This window comes from Moorena sp. SIO4A5, from assembly GCF_010672005.1.
Classification (GTDB): domain Bacteria; phylum Cyanobacteriota; class Cyanobacteriia; order Cyanobacteriales; family Coleofasciculaceae; genus Moorena.
Map to the genome: position 1 here is coordinate 1 of NZ_JAAHHZ010000127.1, position 17,545 is coordinate 17,545.

Annotated in this window: 14 protein-coding genes; 9 read left to right on the forward strand and 5 right to left on the reverse strand. The window is 43.5% G+C overall.

The genetic code is table 11. The features are described from left to right. Window positions 1-368: 368 nt before the first annotated feature. Together F6K57_RS27450 and F6K57_RS27455 are read right to left on the reverse strand one after the other, a co-directional pair. The gene (locus tag F6K57_RS27450; protein WP_293071605.1) at window positions 369-1,241 is read right to left on the reverse strand and encodes a hypothetical protein; all 873 of its coding nucleotides are present in this window, start codon (window positions 1,239-1,241) and stop codon (window positions 369-371) included. Between the two features lie 482 nt (window positions 1,242-1,723). Next, window positions 1,724-1,852 (reverse strand): hypothetical protein, encoded by a 129-nt coding sequence (locus F6K57_RS27455; protein ID WP_287266765.1) that lies wholly within the window; start codon window positions 1,850-1,852, stop codon window positions 1,724-1,726. Between F6K57_RS27455 and F6K57_RS27460 the strand changes: the two genes are divergently transcribed. The 3 genes from F6K57_RS27460 to fmt all read left to right on the forward strand — a co-directional run bounded on the left by F6K57_RS27460 (window position 1,839) and on the right by fmt (window position 3,887). Beyond that, on the forward strand, window positions 1,839-2,582 hold the full coding sequence (locus F6K57_RS27460; RefSeq protein ID WP_293040097.1) for an OmpA family protein: 744 nt from the start codon (window positions 1,839-1,841) through the stop codon (window positions 2,580-2,582). The two genes, F6K57_RS27455 and F6K57_RS27460, sit on opposite strands and share 14 nt — an antisense overlap. Window positions 2,583-2,693: 111 nt before the next feature. Beyond that, entirely contained in the window at window positions 2,694-2,885 is a 192-nt protein-coding gene (locus tag F6K57_RS27465) for a hypothetical protein (protein ID WP_293071606.1), read from the forward strand. Further along, complete coding sequence (gene fmt / locus F6K57_RS27470; protein ID WP_293071607.1) at window positions 2,886-3,887, forward strand: methionyl-tRNA formyltransferase; 1,002 nt, start codon at window positions 2,886-2,888, stop codon at window positions 3,885-3,887. It abuts the gene before it with no gap. On the opposite strand, the gene F6K57_RS27475 is transcribed toward fmt, so the two are convergent. Together F6K57_RS27475 and F6K57_RS27480 are read right to left on the reverse strand one after the other, a co-directional pair. Continuing rightward, window positions 3,888-4,256 carry a DUF6464 family protein gene (locus tag F6K57_RS27475; protein WP_293071611.1) on the reverse strand — a complete coding sequence of 123 codons (369 nt, stop codon included), beginning with the start codon at window positions 4,254-4,256 and terminating at the stop codon, window positions 3,888-3,890. 325 nt (window positions 4,257-4,581) lie between these two features. Next, entirely contained in the window at window positions 4,582-4,731 is a 150-nt protein-coding gene (locus tag F6K57_RS27480; RefSeq protein ID WP_293020934.1) for a hypothetical protein, read from the reverse strand. Window positions 4,732-4,831: 100 nt separating this feature from the next. On the opposite strand from F6K57_RS27480, the gene F6K57_RS27485 reads away from it, so the two are divergent. Both F6K57_RS27485 and F6K57_RS27490 read left to right on the forward strand, forming a co-directional pair. Beyond that, entirely contained in the window at window positions 4,832-4,981 is a 150-nt protein-coding gene (locus F6K57_RS27485) for a hypothetical protein (protein WP_293071608.1), read from the forward strand. Window positions 4,982-5,006: 25 nt separating this feature from the next. Beyond that, window positions 5,007-7,229 carry an amino acid permease gene (locus F6K57_RS27490; protein ID WP_293071609.1) on the forward strand — a complete coding sequence of 741 codons (2,223 nt, stop codon included), beginning with the start codon at window positions 5,007-5,009 and terminating at the stop codon, window positions 7,227-7,229. Window positions 7,230-7,470: 241 nt separating this feature from the next. Here F6K57_RS27490 and F6K57_RS27495 read toward each other — a convergent pair whose 3' ends face one another. Further along, the gene (locus F6K57_RS27495; protein WP_293020937.1) at window positions 7,471-7,920 is read right to left on the reverse strand and encodes a response regulator; all 450 of its coding nucleotides are present in this window, start codon (window positions 7,918-7,920) and stop codon (window positions 7,471-7,473) included. 606 nt (window positions 7,921-8,526) lie between these two features. Here F6K57_RS27495 and uvrB point away from each other — a divergent pair. The 4 genes from uvrB (at window position 8,527) to F6K57_RS27515 (ending at window position 17,413) form a co-directional block, all read left to right on the forward strand. After that, window positions 8,527-10,527, forward strand: coding sequence for an excinuclease ABC subunit UvrB (gene uvrB, locus F6K57_RS27500; protein ID WP_293071612.1), 2,001 nt, complete (start codon window positions 8,527-8,529; stop codon window positions 10,525-10,527). 387 nt (window positions 10,528-10,914) lie between these two features. Then, the gene (locus F6K57_RS27505) at window positions 10,915-15,282 is read left to right on the forward strand and encodes a CHAT domain-containing protein (protein WP_293071610.1); all 4,368 of its coding nucleotides are present in this window, start codon (window positions 10,915-10,917) and stop codon (window positions 15,280-15,282) included. Window positions 15,283-15,467: 185 nt separating this feature from the next. Next, window positions 15,468-16,874 (forward strand): transposase, encoded by a 1,407-nt coding sequence (locus tag F6K57_RS27510; protein ID WP_364304311.1) that lies wholly within the window; start codon window positions 15,468-15,470, stop codon window positions 16,872-16,874. 59 nt (window positions 16,875-16,933) lie between these two features. Further along, a complete protein-coding gene (locus tag F6K57_RS27515; RefSeq protein ID WP_293020945.1) occupies window positions 16,934-17,413 on the forward strand; it encodes an MEKHLA domain-containing protein in 480 nt (159 codons plus the stop codon). The last annotated feature ends 132 nt before the right edge of the window (window positions 17,414-17,545 follow it).

Genomic DNA, 17,545 nt, shown 5'->3' on the forward strand with positions numbered 1-17,545 from the left:
ATACACTGGAGCATGCCGAAAGGCCGGTCAAAAGACTGAGTTTACCCAGGAGCTGGGTGAGGTGAAAGTCTCACGCCCAGTTCTGAAGCGGAGGTGCTCCCCTTAATAGGGGACATCGACCGTAACTGGTGCAAGGAATCAGTCATAAGTATTGTCAATTTATTCACAGAAAGGATGGTTATGCCTATACGATTTAGACCCTGTCCTCCCTTTCCTGAGTGCCTGTCACCTGGGGAAACCCCAGGTGTTTATATGGCACGTCTCACCGCGCTTTTCAAAGATTATAGCTGGAGACGACCGGGAGGCGGACAGATGAAGTGTGGAGGATGAATTATGAAAATTTATCCTTCATCCTTCATCCTTTGAGATTACCAGCGTGCCTGGGAACCAGACCAAATGTGTTCTACTGATTCACCATAAACCATAGGTTCATCCTCAAAGGTAAGAGCAGTGTAACCATTGGGTTCAACAGACCACATTGGCCAATACTCATTGCCCAACTCACCAGCCTGAAATAGCACTTGATCTGGATTAGCTTGACTCCAGCCTAGCAACAGTGCGTTAGTATAATGGATGCGCTCAGGAGCCAAGGTGGTCACCGTATTTTGGTTCCGATCCCAAATTACTGCGTAATCAGAACCATCTGAGCTATTAAAAAAACCTTCAAATTGCCGCCCTAGAAGGCGATCGCTTGATTCTGTCCAAGACACGGGAATCAGAATAGCGATTGCGCCGCTTAATTTATCATCATTATGATGGTTAGCTAAGGGAGAAGATGCAGTGATGATGCGCAAATGTCCAGTCTGCAAATTTTCTATAAACATCACACTACTGATGCGGCTGCGGTATAGTTCCGGCTGTCCTTGTAGTTGAATGCGACTATAGGCAGCATACTTGCCATCAGGAGACACTAGTGATTGGCTGCGATAGTACCTAAACCCAAAACTCTGATTAGCAACCAGTTCAGCATGGGTTTCCAAGACCCAATTCCAAGGAATAGGATAAGGGCTATTGAGTGGGTCACTCTGAACGTATGGTTCGGTTAGATCAGGTTTGATAGCTTCTGTTACTTCCCTTAAAGGCTGGGAAGATAGCACCGATGATTGACTGGCTACTAAGGATTCATTAGCCTTGGCTTTCTCGGCATATAGGCTAGATGTTATCAACATCAAAGTTGCTAACAACAGTCCTAGTGGTTGATTTTTAAGCCATCCTGCTAAACTCAATTGCCTTTTCAACATTGATTGGTTTTTCAGTTACTAATTAGCGTTTCTAGTTAGAGGAGCAACCCCAAGAAACTAGAATATAGTTCCTTAAATTTAAATTTAAAAGGTTAAAAAGTGATCAACTACCCCGTCCGACCCTGAATTACGAACCGGGTTTCTTACACTTCGACTCAGTCAGTTGGCTAAACCCTCCACTATCAAGCTACCGAAGGCAGACAAAGAAAATAAGCCAGGGAAAAATAAAAAATTAACACTCTTTCCTTCCCCTAAGAGGTCTTGGCTGAAGTGGGTAGCCCTCACACAAAAGTTGTCAGGCTTGACATTGGAATTAACTGGTTGGTTTGGAGGTTTTAGTGTTATGATAGCCATTTGGAATTCAACCTTGTTTTTTTGAATTCTTCTATAATGTTAAATACCCGCGTTTGACCCCTAACGGAGTACAATTGGAGCATCCTGCCTCATTATGTTGAAGGAGATCTAACAAAATTCGGTGTGACTCAACCCGCTACTTCCAACACCAATACCAGACCTGAAACCTCAATAAGTATACTGAACTGCCTACTAATCTTAATTTTCAGGCTACTACTGCTAGGCGTAGGGAGTGGCTTGGCCGTGATATTTGGCATTGTTGTTGCCAATGCTTACCCTAACCCGAATCCAGAAAAACCCCTGATCTTAAAATTACTGGAGCATCTGGATAACAAGCGAGAATCAACGTTTCTCAATTTTAGTTCAATTCGGGAACCAACGGAAGCCAATCCACTAAAACAATTGACACCGGTTCAAAGAGTCCAGGTCAAAGCTCAGCTAAGTGATTTAGACAAGCGACTGAAGAGATTGAGTGAGGACGTGACAATGTTGGAAACTCAATTGGGAACCTCGGGAGGGAATGAATCTGTTGAAAGGCGCATCCAAGGGATCACTTTGCTTCTGAAGGAACCATCGACTTCAAGTAGCAATGCTGCATTAGTTGGTAATAGCAATGGTAATCGACTAGCTGCCTCGGCTGCCGATAAGTTGAAAGTCACATTGCCCAGTGATATTTTATTTCAGGAAAGTAAAAGTACGTTACGTCCAGAAGCAGGTTTGATCCTAGACAAAATTGTCACAGATTTGCAAGCCTATCCCAGTAGTACAATCCGGATTGCTATCCACACCGACAACCCCCGCGAAGCCAAAGAGAATCGAAACCTTTCATTTAAGCGTGCCAAAGCAGTTCAGCAGTATCTTAGTAGCGCTTTAGACGATCCATACCGTTGGCTGATTATTGGCTACGGAGAAACTCGTCCTCTGGTAGCTAATGATACTGAGGTTAATCAGCAACGCAATCGTAGGGTGGAAATTGCTGTGGATTAGTCATTAGTTATAAGGTTAGAAGGTTATTTGGTTGAAAGTTATTTGGTTGTTTCCCTTGGGCGTCCCTTGTAGGGTAGGTTGAAGATTAGAGCCTTAACAACTCAAATCTGGATGTATAACCAGCTAACCTTCAACCAGCTAACCTTCAACCAGCTAACCTTCAACCAGCTAACCTTCAACCAGCTAACCTTCAACCAGCTAACCTTCAACCAGCTAACCTTCAACCAGCTAACCTTCAACCAGCTAACCTTGGCCTATTGGCCACGCTACGCGAACAACCCATTAGTTATTGGTAATTTCTAGATGCGAGTTGTATTCTTTGGTACTCCCCAATTTGCTCTACCTTGTTTGGAAGGTTTGTTGAACCATCCTGAATTTGAGGTGGTGGGTGTGGTGACTCAGCCGGATAAGCGTCGAGGACGTGGTAACCAGCTGATTCCTTCCCCAGTGAAATCAATAGCATTAGCACATAAACTACCAGTTTGGCAACCGCAGCGCCTGAAAAAGCATAGGGAAACCCTAACTCAGCTAAGGCAGGTAAAGGCTGATGTTTTTGTGGTGGTTGCCTATGGGCAGATTCTCTCCCAAGAGATTCTGGATATGCCTACGGTAGGTTGTATCAATGTACATGGCTCAATTTTGCCTAAGTATAGGGGAGCAGCTCCGATCCAGTGGTGTCTTTATAATGGTGAAGCCCAAACGGGCATCACAACGATGTTGATGGATGCTGGCATGGATACTGGAGCAATGCTCTTGAAAGCGTATACACCAATCAGACTATTGGATACTGCCGAACATTTGGCACAAACTCTGAGTAATTTGGGAGCTGATTTGTTGATTGAAACTCTCCTGAAGCGAGAGTTACAGCAAATCCAACCAATTCCTCAAGATGACTCTGAGGCTACCTATGCACCACTGATTCAAAAGTCAGATTATTGCCTAGATTGGTCACGGTCTAACTTGGAGTTACACAATCAGATCCGGGGATTTTTCCCGAACTGCGTCACCTCATTTCGGGGTAAATCTCTGAAAATCAGTGCCACTGTTCCCTTAGATTCGGCTTACTTATCCGAGTTGCCTTCACAGTTAAAAATGCGATCGCAGGAGTGGTCTACTCTTGATGTTGGTTCAGGTCGTCCTGGAGAAGTTGTCAAGATTGCGAAGGGAATCGGTCCAATTATTCAAACTGGAAAGGGAGTGTTGTTGTTGCAGCAAGTGCAACTAGCTGGCAAACGTGCTCAATCGGCTTGGGATTTTGCCAATGGTATGCGTTTAGAAGTAGGAGAAGTTCTAGGTAATGGTTAGTTAGTTAGTTGCGGTTTTCAAGGGTTCGTAAAAGCGGCAAGAATCACATGGTCCGTCTGGATTGACTGCACAACGAATCAATTCAGAGTGAGCATTGAAATAACAGCTGGCATCCCCAATCACCCAACGCCCCTGGAGCAGGCTTTTTTCACTAGGGTGTCCAGAAGACTGCACATACAGAGCAATTTTATGCAAACGATAGCGCCCTGACTTAAGACAGTAGCGGTGGCGGCGCTCTAAAACTGTGTAGGTTTTACCTTTAAAGTCGAGATAGTTACCGGGTTGAGGTATCCAATCCAGTTGAACATTGCCAATGGTCTGAGGTGGGTGGGTCAAAATTAACTCTGTCGGTAGAGAATCAGGCTCCATAGTGCTTATTGTCATTCACGCTACAGTTGAATGGTATCGCAGGCTGTGGGCTGACTATCTAGCCCAACAGAATTCTACATAGAATTGTCCGGTTAAGTACAACACACTGGCGCTCTTCTTGAAGACTGGATTGATCAACGAAGTGATTAACCGGAGTTGATATTACCCATATTGGGTAATTATTGGTCATTGAGCAAAAAATGTCTTAAATTCGTGATTGGGGTGCATAAAGTTGGGAATTTAGCAAGTTAATTCTGTAGTCAGCTTAAAAGACTGTCAGATTAAAAGACTATCGTTTCTGTTCTCTTCGTTCCATTAGCAGTTTCTACTTGTTTGCCCAAAACCCCATGACAGCAGTTAGTCCTGTGGTGTGAAATTCATCCAATGTTGAACCAAAAGCCGAGGCTACCAACCTTGTAACATCCTTGAGTTGCAATGTTGGTGGCTTGGGGGTAGAACTGGTGGAGTTGTTCATGGACCATGATCAATTCACCAACTGACATTGTCTGCCAAGGACTTGAAAAATTTTCCAGCTATACCCCCATCAAAAATGCATTTACAACAAAGAACAAAGTATGAACATCTCTGGTATTTTACCGAGGACTAACGCACTTGCTTGCCTCGACGGCTTTTTCAAGTCAGAAACCCATGGGCGTTTCGCCGACAACAAAGGAATGAAAATCTCTCTTCCCTATTCCCTATTCCCTATATTCAGATTAGCTTAATGCACTATATTCGTGTTTTAGATATATGAAGTTATTCTTTGGTCGCCGCTCATCTCCTGTTGTCGAGCCTACTCAGGAAAAAACTTCAGGTTTGGGAACATTCGGTGGGGTCTATACTCCGTCGATTCTCACCATCCTGGGGGTTATTATGTACCTGCGCTTTGGTTGGGTACTTGGTAATGTTGGTTTAGTGGGTACCCTCATCATTGTTACCCTCTCCACCAGTATTACCTTTTTGACGGCTCTGTCTATTTCTGCGATCGCAACTGACCGCATTGTTAGGGCTGGTGGTGCGTATTACATGATTAGCCGTTCCCTAGGAATTGAAACTGGCGGTGCCGTAGGAATTCCCCTTTACTTTGCCCAAGCTCTCTCAGTCGCCTTATACACTATTGGTTTTGCCGAGAGCGTAGTTCAGACCTTTCCCCAGCTCAACCAGCTTTATGTAGCGCTAATTACTACTATTTTAGTGGCAATACTGGCTTTGACTTCCGCTAGCCTCGCCATCCGCATTCAATACTTTATTATGGCTGCGATAGTGCTATCCCTGATTGCTCTATTCGTCGGTAACCATGATTACCCTTATGATGTAGCTAATATTGAGCTGTGGGTGACCTCCAAAGAATCCTTCTGGCGTGTCTTTGCTGTCTTCTTCCCTGCCGTGACCGGTATCATGGCTGGGGTGAATATGTCCGGTGATCTACGCAACCCGATCCGCGCCATTCCCATCGGTACTCTGGCAGCTGTAGGTACAGGATATGCCGTTTATATGATCGTACCAATTATTCTATCAATGCGGGTGGGGGGAGATGCCCTAATTGGCAATCCTCTGATTATGAGGCAAATGGCATTTTGGGGTCCGTCAATCCTACTCGGGGTATGGGGTGCTACTCTCAGCAGTGCCTTAGGGAGTATTCTAGGGGCTCCCCGGATTTTACAGGCACTAGCTAGAGATGGAGTATTACCCCGTTGGATGCGATTTCTAGGTACGGGTAGTGGACGAGATGATGAACCACGGATTGGCACCGCTGTAACCTTGGGAATAGCTACTGCTGCAGTTTGCCTTGGTAAATTAGATATCATTGCACCAGTGCTAAGTATGTTCTTTCTGACCACCTATCTGGTGTTGAATGTAGCAGCTGGCATTGAGGGCTTTTTGCAAAGTCCTTCGTTCCGACCCTCCTTTAAAGTTAACTGGTTTCTGTCACTGTTAGGGGCATTGGGTTGCCTGATCGTGATGTTTTTGATCAATGCCTTTGCCACAGTGGCAGCAGCTGTTATTGTCTTGGGGGTTTACCTTTGGCTACAGCAGCGGGAACTGCGCACGGCTTGGGGGGATGTACGCCGGGGGATTTGGATGGCACTGTTGCGCACTGGTATTTTTCAGATTAGTCATCACCCTGATCCGAAAAACTGGCGACCCCACATCTTGGTGCTTTCGGGAGCTCCCACTAAACGATGGTCTTTGATAGAGTTAGCCGATGCTCTGACCCATAATCGCGGTTTAGTGACCGTTTCGAGTATTTTACCCAGTAGTTCCCATAGTGTTGCTAAGCAGGCAAAGTTAGAACAAACCATCAGTGAGTATCTCGAACGGCGCAGTGTACAAGCTCTAGTGCGCTTGGTAACAGCACCGGATCCCTTTACCGGAGCCCGGCAACTGGTGGAAACTTACGGTATAGGACCACTAGTGCCCAATACAGTTTTACTCGGGGATAACGAAACCCTTAGCCGCCGCCAGCCTTACTGTCGCTTGATTACTCACATACACCAAGCAAAGCGTAATGTAGTGATTCTGCGGGAAAATCGGGAGCAGGGTTTCGGTAGTCGTCAACGGATTGATGTTTGGTGGGGCGGTAAGCAAGCCAATGGTAGCCTGATGTTGCTCCTCGCCTATCTATTGCGCAGCGACCTGAAGTGGCAAAATGCTGAGATTTACCTCAAGTTGGTGCTTCCTAATGAAATAGCAGCTCAAGCAGCACGGGCAAACCTAAGTAATTGGGTGAAACAGTTGCGGATGGGGGTTGTTTGTCAGGTGCTGGTTTCCGAAGGGCGTTCTTTTAATACTATTCTTCATGAGTCATCGGCTGATGCTGACTTAATCTTTATGGGTATGGCTACACCAGACGATAAGTTTACTCAATATTACGAAAGTTTACAGCTAAAAACTGCTGGTCTTCCTACCATTGTCTTTGTACTGGCTGCCCCTGGGTTTGCTTTCCATGAAGTTCTCAGTGAAGATTTGTAGTATACCAACAGCAATTTAAATTTGTTAATTGCCAATTGACTATTACGATCAAGTCCGATTAATCAGTTATCAAAGCGATGCAGCGCGGTCTTGGGGGTTTCCCCCATGAGCGACTGCATCAAGACATAGTCTTGGGATTTTTGGTAATGGGTAATAGGTAATTGGTAATCATCAACTACCAATTACCTATTAGCTATTACCTATTACCAGATACAAACGCTATACCATGAATTGGAAATGCTTAATTTTTTGGTGGCAGTTTAACAATACTTAGCCAGAAATTTTCAATTGACTTCAATACTTTTACAAACTGCTCTAATTCAAGGGGCTTAGTGACGTAGGCATTGGCGTTTAGCTTGTAGCTTGTGAGGATGTCCTGGTCAGAATCTGAGGAGGTGAGAATAATCACGGGAATCAGACTCAATTTTGGATCAGATTTGATCTGTGCTAACACTTCACGACCATCCATCACTGGTAGATTCAAATCCAGCAAAATTACGTCGGGACGGGGTGCCTTAGTATAAGGGGACTCTCGACGTAGAAATGCCATAGCTTCCTTACCATTGCTAAACGTCTGCAGATTGTTGCGGATATTGCTATTTTTCAAAGTAGCTTTGGTCAGGTCTACGTCACCATGATTGTCTTCCACTAGCAATATTTCAATCCGCTGAATAGCATTTCTATCATTCATAATTACTAAAAAATAGTTTTTTATGTTGAGATTAAATTAATCAAAAGACCTGGATTTTATACTTGATTTTTTATAAAATTAATACCACATATACTTATCGATATTCATTGGTTCGTTATCAGGTTTAATCGTTACTCATAATACCCTTCGTTATTATAGATTAACCATTACCAAATTTGAGAATTAATATGTGGATAATTTTGATAAAATTAATAAGTGCGAATATATTCAATATTTTTAATCCTAAATTAATAAGTATTGGTTCAAAAAAGCTTAGCTGATTAAGGATAAGATAAAAATGCTCTCCACTTAAAGACGGGAGAGTCGATGGTAAATGATAAACGGTGATGGCTATAAAATTGGTATAATTACCCATTAATCATTACCCATGACCTATTATCCTTTATCCGTAACGATAACCCTTTAAGGGATTAGCAGTTAAGCAGATAGTTGTCATCCTACCCTCCGGATTTTGGGCAAGTATTAAAACTATCTCTTGACTTTGGGTAATAATCTATCCATCAGTACCTATCAATGTATAAAAATTATGATGAAATTATAGATAGTATTTTTACGGATTTTTTTTTAGCTGTGCCAGAATCTAAGATGCTATTTAACCTCGAAGCCCCTTTTAAACCAACAGGGGACCAACCCCAAGCTATTTCCCAACTCACCACTTACCTCAAGGCTGGCAACCCTATCCAAACTCTACTGGGTGCTACGGGGACAGGTAAGACTTTCTCCGTGGCATCGGTAATTGAAAAAGTCGGCAAACCTACCCTAGTACTTGCCCACAACAAAACCTTGGCTGCCCAGTTATGTAACGAATTGCGGGGGTTTTTTCCCCATAACGCGGTGGAGTATTTCATTTCCTACTATGATTACTACCAGCCGGAAGCTTATATCCCGGTCACTGACACGTACATCGAGAAAACCGCTTCAATTAATGATGAAATTGATATGCTGAGGCACTCAGCTACGCGATCGCTTTTTGAACGGCGGGATGTAATTGTGGTGGCTTCCATTAGCTGTATCTATGGCTTGGGTATCCCCTCAGAATACTTAAAAGCCTCGATTCCTCTGCGGGTAAATACCGAAGTTGACCAACGCCAACTCTTACGGGATTTAGTCTCAGTACAGTATTCCCGGAATGATTTAGAATTGGGACGCGGACGGTTCCGGGTGAAGGGGGATGTATTAGAAATTGGTCCGGCTTATGAAGACCGAATTATTCGGGTAGAATTCTTCGGAGATGAAATTGATGCTATTCACTACGTTGACCCAGTTACCGGTGGAATTTTCCAAAGTGTAGAGGGCGTAAATATTTACCCTGCTCGTCACTTTGTTACTCCCGATGAACGGTTGGAAGAAGCTTGTAATGCTATTAAGGCAGAACTTGAGGAACGTTTGGCTCAATTGGAGCAAACTGGTAACTTGCTAGAAGCGCAACGGTTGGAACAGCGTACCCGCTATGATTTGGAAATGTTGCTCGAAATTGGTTACTGCAATGGTGTGGAAAACTATTCTCGTCACTTGGCTGGACGCCAGCTTGGGGAACCACCAGAGTGTTTGATTGATTATTTTCCCGAAGATTGGCTTTTGGTAGTGGATGAATCCCATGTTACGGTGCCGCAAATTCGGGGAATGTACAATGGCGATCGCGCTCGAAAGCAAGTGTTGATTGACCATGGCTTTCGCTTACCCAGTGCAGCAGATAATCGACCCCTGAAGGCAGAGGAATTCTGGGCAAAGGTGAATCAGTGTATTTTTGTCTCTGCTACTCCTGGGGATTGGGAGATGGAACAATCTCAAGGACGAGTCGTGGAACAGATCATTCGTCCTACCGGAGTGCTTGACCCAGAAATCTTTGTTCGTCCTACAGCAGGTCAAGTCGATGATTTGTTGGCTGAGATTAAGCAGCGGGTGGATTGTCAGGAAAGGGTGCTGATAACAACCTTAACCAAGCGCATGGCTGAGGATTTGACAGACTATCTGCAAGAACGGGATATTCGAGTAAGCTACTTACACTCGGATATTAACTCTATTGAACGGATTGAAATCTTGCAGGCGTTGCGCCAGGGTGAATTTGATGTGTTGGTTGGAGTTAACTTGTTGCGAGAAGGGTTGGATTTGCCAGAAGTCTCTCTGGTAGCAATTTTGGATGCCGATAAGGAAGGGTTCCTCAGGGCAGAGCGATCGCTTATTCAAACTATAGGCAGAGCAGCACGTCATGTCCGAGGGCAAGCCATTATGTATGCTGATACCTTTACAAAAAGCATGAGAAAAGCGATTGATGAGACTAATCGCCGTCGTAAGATTCAAATTGAGTATAATATCAAAAATAACATTATACCACAGCCGATTCGCAAAACCGCAAACAACCCGATTTTGACATTTTTGGATGTCTCCCGACGGTTGAATTCCCAACAGTTGGAAGCGGTGTTTGAACAGGTGGATGATGTACCTTTGGAGAAGATTCCGGAGTTGATTAATCAGTTAGAAGAACAGATGAAGGAAGCAGCAAAGACCTTGGAATTTGAAACGGCAGCCAAGTTACGCGATCGCATTAACCAGCTGCGGGATAAACTGCTAGGTAATCGAACTTAACTAAGAGTTTTTACACTAACAGGAGTTGGAGGAATTATTGGTTTAGGGCTATTGAGGCAAGCAGACACGCCCTAGAGTATGTGTTTAAAGTAAATTATATATAGTTTAATATGTAAAGTCAAGTATGTAAAGTTTTGTGACAAAAACCAACAATCTGCATAAAAGGGAGGCATTAGCCCTGATAAATACATAGTTTAAAGGAAACTGAGATGATCGATATTTCTCTAAAATTAAATAAAGTGTCCTCATCCCAAGGGGGATTTCTCCGAAAGAATGAAGCTGTAGAGCTTTGATACCAAATCCGCTCTAGTAACCCCCTGTTCAATCTAGGTCTACTTTCTTGAAAAGGGTGTATTCGACCCAGATTCTCGATGAATTCCATAACTTATGAGACTAACATTGAGCTGTCTTAACCTGTTGAGCCAGATCATGGGTAAGGGAAGATCAGCAGCAACTAAGTTTTTCCTGCTTGTTTGTTCTTCAACCTATTTGAGCTGTTGCCCGTTGCCAACCCCTGTGCAGGCGCAACCGATAGTTGAAGCCAACGATGGTACTGGTACTGTTGTCAACCCTGAGGGTAACCAATTCAACATTGATGGCGGTAAGCTGTCGGGAGATGGTGCGAATCTCTTTCACAGCTTCCAGAAATTTGGTCTGAGTGAAGGTCAGATTGCCATCTTTCTCTCTCATCCTAATATCCAAAATATCCTAGGGCGAGTGACTGGTGGTGATGCTTCTGTAATTAATGGCTTAATCCAGGTTACAGGGGGTAATTCCAATTTATTCCTGATCAACCCCGCTGGGATTGTCTTTGGTGCTGGTGCCAGCATCGATCTACCTGCTTCTTTTACCGCCACCACTGCTACTGGTATTGGTTTTGATGGCGGCTGGTTTAACGCCATTGGTAGCAATGACTATGCTTCCTTGGTAGGCAAGCCCAATACTTTTGATTTTGCTGTTTCCCAACCAGGTGGGATCATCAATTTAGCTGATTTAGCAGTTAAAGAGGGGCAGAATTTAACCTTAGTAGGTGGTACTGTGATCAGTAATGGCACTCTTACTGCCCCTGGTGGTCAAGTTACTATTGAGGCTGTGCCTGGAGAAAATTTACTCCGTATTTCCCAGCCAGGTAATATTCTGAGTTTAGAAGTTTCCCCCTCTGCCACTGTTCCCTTCACTCCCCTTTCCCTACCCGAACTGCTGACAGTTGGCGGCGGTGATGCTACAGGAATTGAGGTAAATCGTGATGGAACAGTACAACTGATAGGTTCTGGTATCCAGGTGGAAGATGGTGATGTAGTAGTGCAGGATATCAGTGCTGGTCAGCAAGTAGTTATTGAAGCAAAAGGTAATATTCGGACAGCATCAATTACTTCGGATGGTGGAAGAATTTTCCTCAATAGTAGACAAGGAGGGATTGATACTAGTAGTGGCACGTTGGATTCAACGGCGGTAAGTGGTGATAGTGGAAATATTGACCTGAAAGCAGAAGGTAATATCACTACCGGAAGTATCAATGCTTCCAGTAATAATGGTGATGGTGGTGATATTACTGCCGTAAGCGATAGAGGAAGTATTGATACTAGTGCTGGGGTAGTTGATTCTTCCTCTGTGGAAGGTAAAGGAGGAGAGGTTCAATTATTCGCTACCGAGGGAAGTATTAATCCTGGCGATGTAGTAGTGCAGGATATCAGCGCTGGTCAGCAAGTAGTTATTGAAGCAGACGGTAATATTCGGACAGCATCAATTACCTCGGATGGTGGAAGAATTTTCCTCAATAGTAGAAAAGGAGAGATTGATACTAGTAGTGGCACACTGGATTCAACGGCGGTAAGTGGTGATAGTGGAAATATTGACCTTAAAGCAGAAGGTAATATCACTACCGGGAGTCTCAATGCTTCCAGTAATAATGGTGATGGTGGTGATATTACTGCTGTTAGCGATACAGGAAATATTGATACTAGTGCTGGGGTAGTTGATTCTTCCTCTGTGGAAGGTAAAGGAGGAGAGGTTCAATTATTCGCTACAGAGGGAAGTATTAATGCTGGTGATATAAATGCTGCTAGTAGCAATGGTGAGAGTGGCAATGTTACTCTTGTTGCTGGTAGTGACATCAGTAAAGGAAATGTTACTGCTACTTCTACTATTATTTCCATTCTAGATTTCAGAAACCAGAATTCTACTATAAAAAGTTCAGAATCTCCAGTCCCAGTAGTACCTGAAGCTCCAGCGTTCCTGCCTATAGAGCCACCCATTATTGAACCTGCTTCAGTCATCGACCCAAATCCATTACCAACCCTACCACCACAACTACAGTCAGATTTTCCAGCACTACTACCGCCAGAACCTTCAACAACAGTAATTATTGAACCTGTAAATCCTGTAAATCCTGTAAATCCTCCCAATCCTTCCCCAGGAAAACCATCACCAAGGTCAGACAATCAAAACTCTGCCTTGCCAACCCAAGTTAATCGATCAGATGTGGCGGTCAATCAGAGCAAGAGGTCAAACAAGACTCCAGCAATTGAACTAGAACGACTGACAATCCTGGTACTGGAAATTACAGAGTGTCTGGCAGAAGAACAATTGCTCAGAAATCCTCAAGGATTTTCTATACAAGTTGCTGCCAAAGATTACACTAAAGCTGCCGAATGCTATGACAAAAATTTAGAATTTGCACGAAAAAGTGGCGATCAATTGCGAGAAGCAAAAGCTTTGCATAACCTCGGAGTAACTCACTATAGATTGGGAGACTATGGCAAAGCTATAGACTATCATAAGCAGCATTTTAATCTTGCCCAATCAGACCCAAACTTAAGAAGAAAACCACAAGCTTTTAGTGGTTTAGGAGCCGCTTATGGCGCAATAGGAAACTATGACAAAGCTATTGAATACTATAAACAGGGTCTAGAACTATTAAACTCAACCAATGAGTCTGAGCTGGAAAGGAATATAGTAAGCAATCTCGGATTAGCTTACTACGCTAAGAAGGAATATACCAAAGCACTTCAATACAAAGAAAAAAGTTTAGCGATCGCTAAAACATCCGATAACCTACCTGGAAAGGCAAGAGCATTATCTAATTTGAGCTTGCTGTACTATACTCTGACCGACTATAACCAAGCAATTGAATACTCTCAGCAGAGTTTAGCGATCGCACAAAAACTGCAAGATAACTATGGAGAGTTAGTAGCCCTAGAAAATTTGGGAATAATTTACCATGCTCTAGAAGACTACAACCAAGCAGTAAACTACCAACGCCAGAGTTTAGAAATTGCCAAGCAACTAGGTGATCGCCACGCCAAGGGACGAGCTTTGAGTAACTTAGGTGATGCTCTCTATCAAGCCGGAAATCCTCAAGAAGCAAATGAGGCTCTCTTTGCTGCCATTGAAATTTGGGAGTCTTTGCGGTCAAACTTAGGCAGCAATGACCTTGAGAGAGTATCAATATTTGAAACTCATGAAACAACTTATAGCACTTTACAAGAGTATTTAGTAGAACGAAAACAATTCAATCAAGCCCTAGAAATTACTGAAAGAGGACGATCAAGAGCCTTTGTTGAACTATTAGCGAGAGGTTTATCAGAGTCTGAACCAAACCTCAAAAATCACAAACCGATTGCTCCTCCGAAGATCAAACAAATTAAAAAAATTACTGAAAAACAAAACTCGACAATAGTTTTATACTCGATTATCAAAGAAGTTGTCGAAGCCCAAGGTGTGCGGCAACTTCAAGACAAAGAGCTTTACATTTGGGTAATTAAACCTACAGGTAAAATCGCTTTTCGTCAGGTTGATTTAACTAATCTGGATACATCTCTGAAAGAATTGGTTGTTATCACTCGTAAATCGATTTTTTTAAGAAGAAGCCCATCCCTAGTTGATTTAGTTCCCAGAGAAAGATTGACTAAAACAGAGAGAGCTGGTCAAACTGAACGATTAAAACAACTGCATCAACTGCTCATTGAACCAATTGCGGAACTCTTACCTACTAATCCCGAAGCTCGTGTTACTTTTATTCCCCACGAATCCTTGTTTCTAGTACCTTTCCCAGCACTACAAGACGCTTCTGGTCAATACCTGATCGAAAAACATACTATGCTCACTGCTCCCTCGATTCAGGTGCTGGATTTAACTAACCAGCAACGGCAACTGGTTTCTGGAGAAGAGATGCTAGTAATTGGTAATCCCACTATGCCTCAAGGTTTGCCCCCTCTTCCTGGAACAGAAACAGAAGCGCTAGCGATCGCTGAGATGTTCAATACTCAAGCCCTGATTGGCAATCAAGCCACCAAGAAAGCAGTTGTTGAGCAAATGTCAAGGGCAAAGATCATACATCTAGCTACTCACGGCTTACTGAATGACTTCCAGAGATTAGGTTTACCAGGAGCGATCGCCCTTGCTCCGACTAAAACAGATAAAGGTTTTCTCAGTGCTAGTGAAATACTCGACCTCAAGCTTAGTGCTGAGTTAGTAGTTTTAAGTGCTTGCAACACTGGTAGAGGTAGAGTTACCAGTGATGGCGTGATTGGATTATCCCGTTCTTTAGTTGCTGCTGGTGTACCTAGTGTGGTTGTTTCCCTCTGGAAAGTACCTGATGACTCCACAGCTGACCTGATGATTGAATTCTATCGCCAGCTACAACAAACACCTGACAAAGCAGTTGCTCTGCGTCAAGCCATGCTTACGACTCTTAAACAGTACCCAAATCCAGTGGAATGGGCAGCTTTTACCCTGATTGGGGAAGCCGAGTAATCAAGAAGTTGCAGGAGTTCAGCTGGAACCGCATTCCTCTCACGCTCCCCTATCGGATGAGACGTGAGAGGAATGCGGGCATAAGTAAATCATAAAAGCTTTTTATGGGAGTAAACACAGATGCTGAAACTTTTCGGAAAGATTGTTATTATCTATATATATGAAAGCGCAATAAAAGCCAAGAGGTGATTGTTATACTGCTCAACTACCAATACCGAGCTGATCCAACTACTCAACAAAAATTACAACTAAACGATTGGCTACGAATTTGTCGTTACTGGTATAACTGGCAGTTAGGCGATCGCTGGCGGTGGTGGAATGAAAACCGTACTGGTGTTAATTCTTGTCCGTTGATTACTTACCTCCCAGAGCTTAGAGATAATCCCAGTTACTTTAGTCAAAAAAAGCTTCTGCCAATCTGGAAAAAAGATTTGGTAACAGTTGTCCACTCATGGGAATTGCTGGACTTTACCCGAGTTCCGGCAAATACTTTACAGGACGTATGTAAAAGAGCAGACCTAGCTTTCAATCGATTCATCAAGGGCGATAAAACGGGTACTCGTAGCGGAAAACCTCGATTCAAAAATCAAGCTAGATACAGAACTTTAAAAATAGAAGGTAAAGGCTCTTTTACTGTAGCCAGAATCGAGAATAAATGGATATGGCTGAAGATAACAAAGCTCAAAGGGTGGGTTAAAGTCCGACTCCATCGTCCGTTACCTGACGGGTTTAAACTCAAAAATATCCTAATAACCAAAAAAGCCGATGGTTGGTACACGACCTTATGTTTAGAGGATCCTACAGTCCCAACTTTTAAACCAGAAAGTGTTACTCCTACTTGGAATAATACCATGGGATTGGATGCAGTCCTGTACGGAGATGATTATCTGGCGACATCTGAAAATACTAAGCTACCCTCACTTAAGTCTTACCGCAAAAATCAGGCTGTTATCAAAAAGGTAGAAACCAAAAAGAATGCCAGAAAAAAAGGGAGTAAAGCTCGGAGGAAGCTGCAATCGCGTGAAGGGAGAATACATCAACGGATCGCTAGGAGCCGAAAGGATCATGCCTATAAAACAGCTCATCTCCTGGTTAGAACCGGAAAAAAAGTTTTCTATTATGAAAATTTGAACCTTTCTGGTTTAAAGAAACGAAATAAACCCAAGCCAGATAGTAATGGTGGATATTTGCCTAATGGACAGTCCGCAAAATCGGGATTAAACAAGTCTTGGTCGGATGCAGGGTTTGGACAGTTCTTTGAGATACTGGCCTACATAGCTGGAAAAGCTGGAGCAGTAACGAAAAAGTGTAACCCTGTCTATACCTCTCAACTGTTGAGCTATCGAGACGAGTTTGTATTTACTGACTGCTCTATCCGCGAGTATTGGGATGAGCAAGAAATGCTGATGGTCGATCGCGATATCAATGCCGCAATCAACCTAAAACGAGTGGGGCTGGGCGTGTTCCCCACTATAAAACGGCGTAGAGGGAATCCTGTTGTTGATAGTTCTCTAACTAATAGTACCTTGAAGCAAGTTCTAGTAGCTCTAAGGAGTGCTAGAAGCCTACACTCACCCGTTAGGAGAGTGTAGGAGCGTCACGATTACTATAGTTTCCTAAGGGTGATAAATCTGTACACAATAATAAACCGATGAACACTGAGCTCCAATTTCCTTGGCAACAAGACCCAGTAATTCGCCAGAGCCAACGTCTAATCAATAGCTTTCATCATTGGACAGGGCATTCTCTAATCGATACCAGTGGCTTACCTATCGAAATTGCACAGGCACTATTTGAAGCTCCCTTTGCCGTCTTCTCTCACAACACTGAATCAGACCCCATTTACAACTATGGCAATCGGAAAGCTTTGGAATTGTGGGAAATGGATTGGAACCAATTGACTCAGATGCCTTCGAGATATTCAGCTGAGCCAATGGAAAGGGAGGAGCGCTTACGCCTGCTTAACCAAGTGACAAGCCAGGGCTATATTAGCAACTCTCAAGGTGTCCGCATTTCTAGCACTGGTAAACGGTTCCAGATTTTAGATTTTATCGTCTGGAATCTCATTGATGAGGAAAATAACTATTGTGGTCAAGGGGCTACGTTTTCCCAGTGGATACGGATTAATTGACGATGCAGGGCTATTTCATTCTAAAAATGCGCTTGAGTGTGTCTAGTCCAAACTTGCACCGTCGCTCTGCCTGGGCCATATTTGAGAAGTGATTAGAGCGATAGATATTGAGTGCAAAGTTACGAGCAACCG

Excerpts from the sequence above, each read along its gene's own strand:
- F6K57_RS27450 (WP_293071605.1), bottom strand. The coding sequence starts at position 1,241 with ATGTTGAAAAGGCAATTGAGTTTAGCAGGATGGCTTAAAAATCAACCA.
- uvrB (WP_293071612.1), top strand. The coding sequence starts at position 8,527 with ATGCTATTTAACCTCGAAGCCCCTTTTAAACCAACAGGGGACCAACCC.
- F6K57_RS27480 (WP_293020934.1), bottom strand. The coding sequence starts at position 4,731 with ATGAACAACTCCACCAGTTCTACCCCCAAGCCACCAACATTGCAACTC.
- F6K57_RS27515 (WP_293020945.1), top strand. The coding sequence starts at position 16,934 with ATGAACACTGAGCTCCAATTTCCTTGGCAACAAGACCCAGTAATTCGC.
- F6K57_RS27495 (WP_293020937.1), bottom strand. The coding sequence starts at position 7,920 with ATGAATGATAGAAATGCTATTCAGCGGATTGAAATATTGCTAGTGGAA.
- fmt (WP_293071607.1), top strand. The coding sequence starts at position 2,886 with ATGCGAGTTGTATTCTTTGGTACTCCCCAATTTGCTCTACCTTGTTTG.
- F6K57_RS27455 (WP_287266765.1), bottom strand. The coding sequence starts at position 1,852 with ATGCCAAATATCACGGCCAAGCCACTCCCTACGCCTAGCAGTAGTAGC.
- F6K57_RS27475 (WP_293071611.1), bottom strand. The coding sequence starts at position 4,256 with ATGGAGCCTGATTCTCTACCGACAGAGTTAATTTTGACCCACCCACCT.
- F6K57_RS27490 (WP_293071609.1), top strand. The coding sequence starts at position 5,007 with ATGAAGTTATTCTTTGGTCGCCGCTCATCTCCTGTTGTCGAGCCTACT.
- F6K57_RS27465 (WP_293071606.1), top strand. The coding sequence starts at position 2,694 with ATGTATAACCAGCTAACCTTCAACCAGCTAACCTTCAACCAGCTAACC.
- F6K57_RS27505 (WP_293071610.1), top strand. The coding sequence starts at position 10,915 with ATGAGACTAACATTGAGCTGTCTTAACCTGTTGAGCCAGATCATGGGT.
- F6K57_RS27485 (WP_293071608.1), top strand. The coding sequence starts at position 4,832 with ATGAACATCTCTGGTATTTTACCGAGGACTAACGCACTTGCTTGCCTC.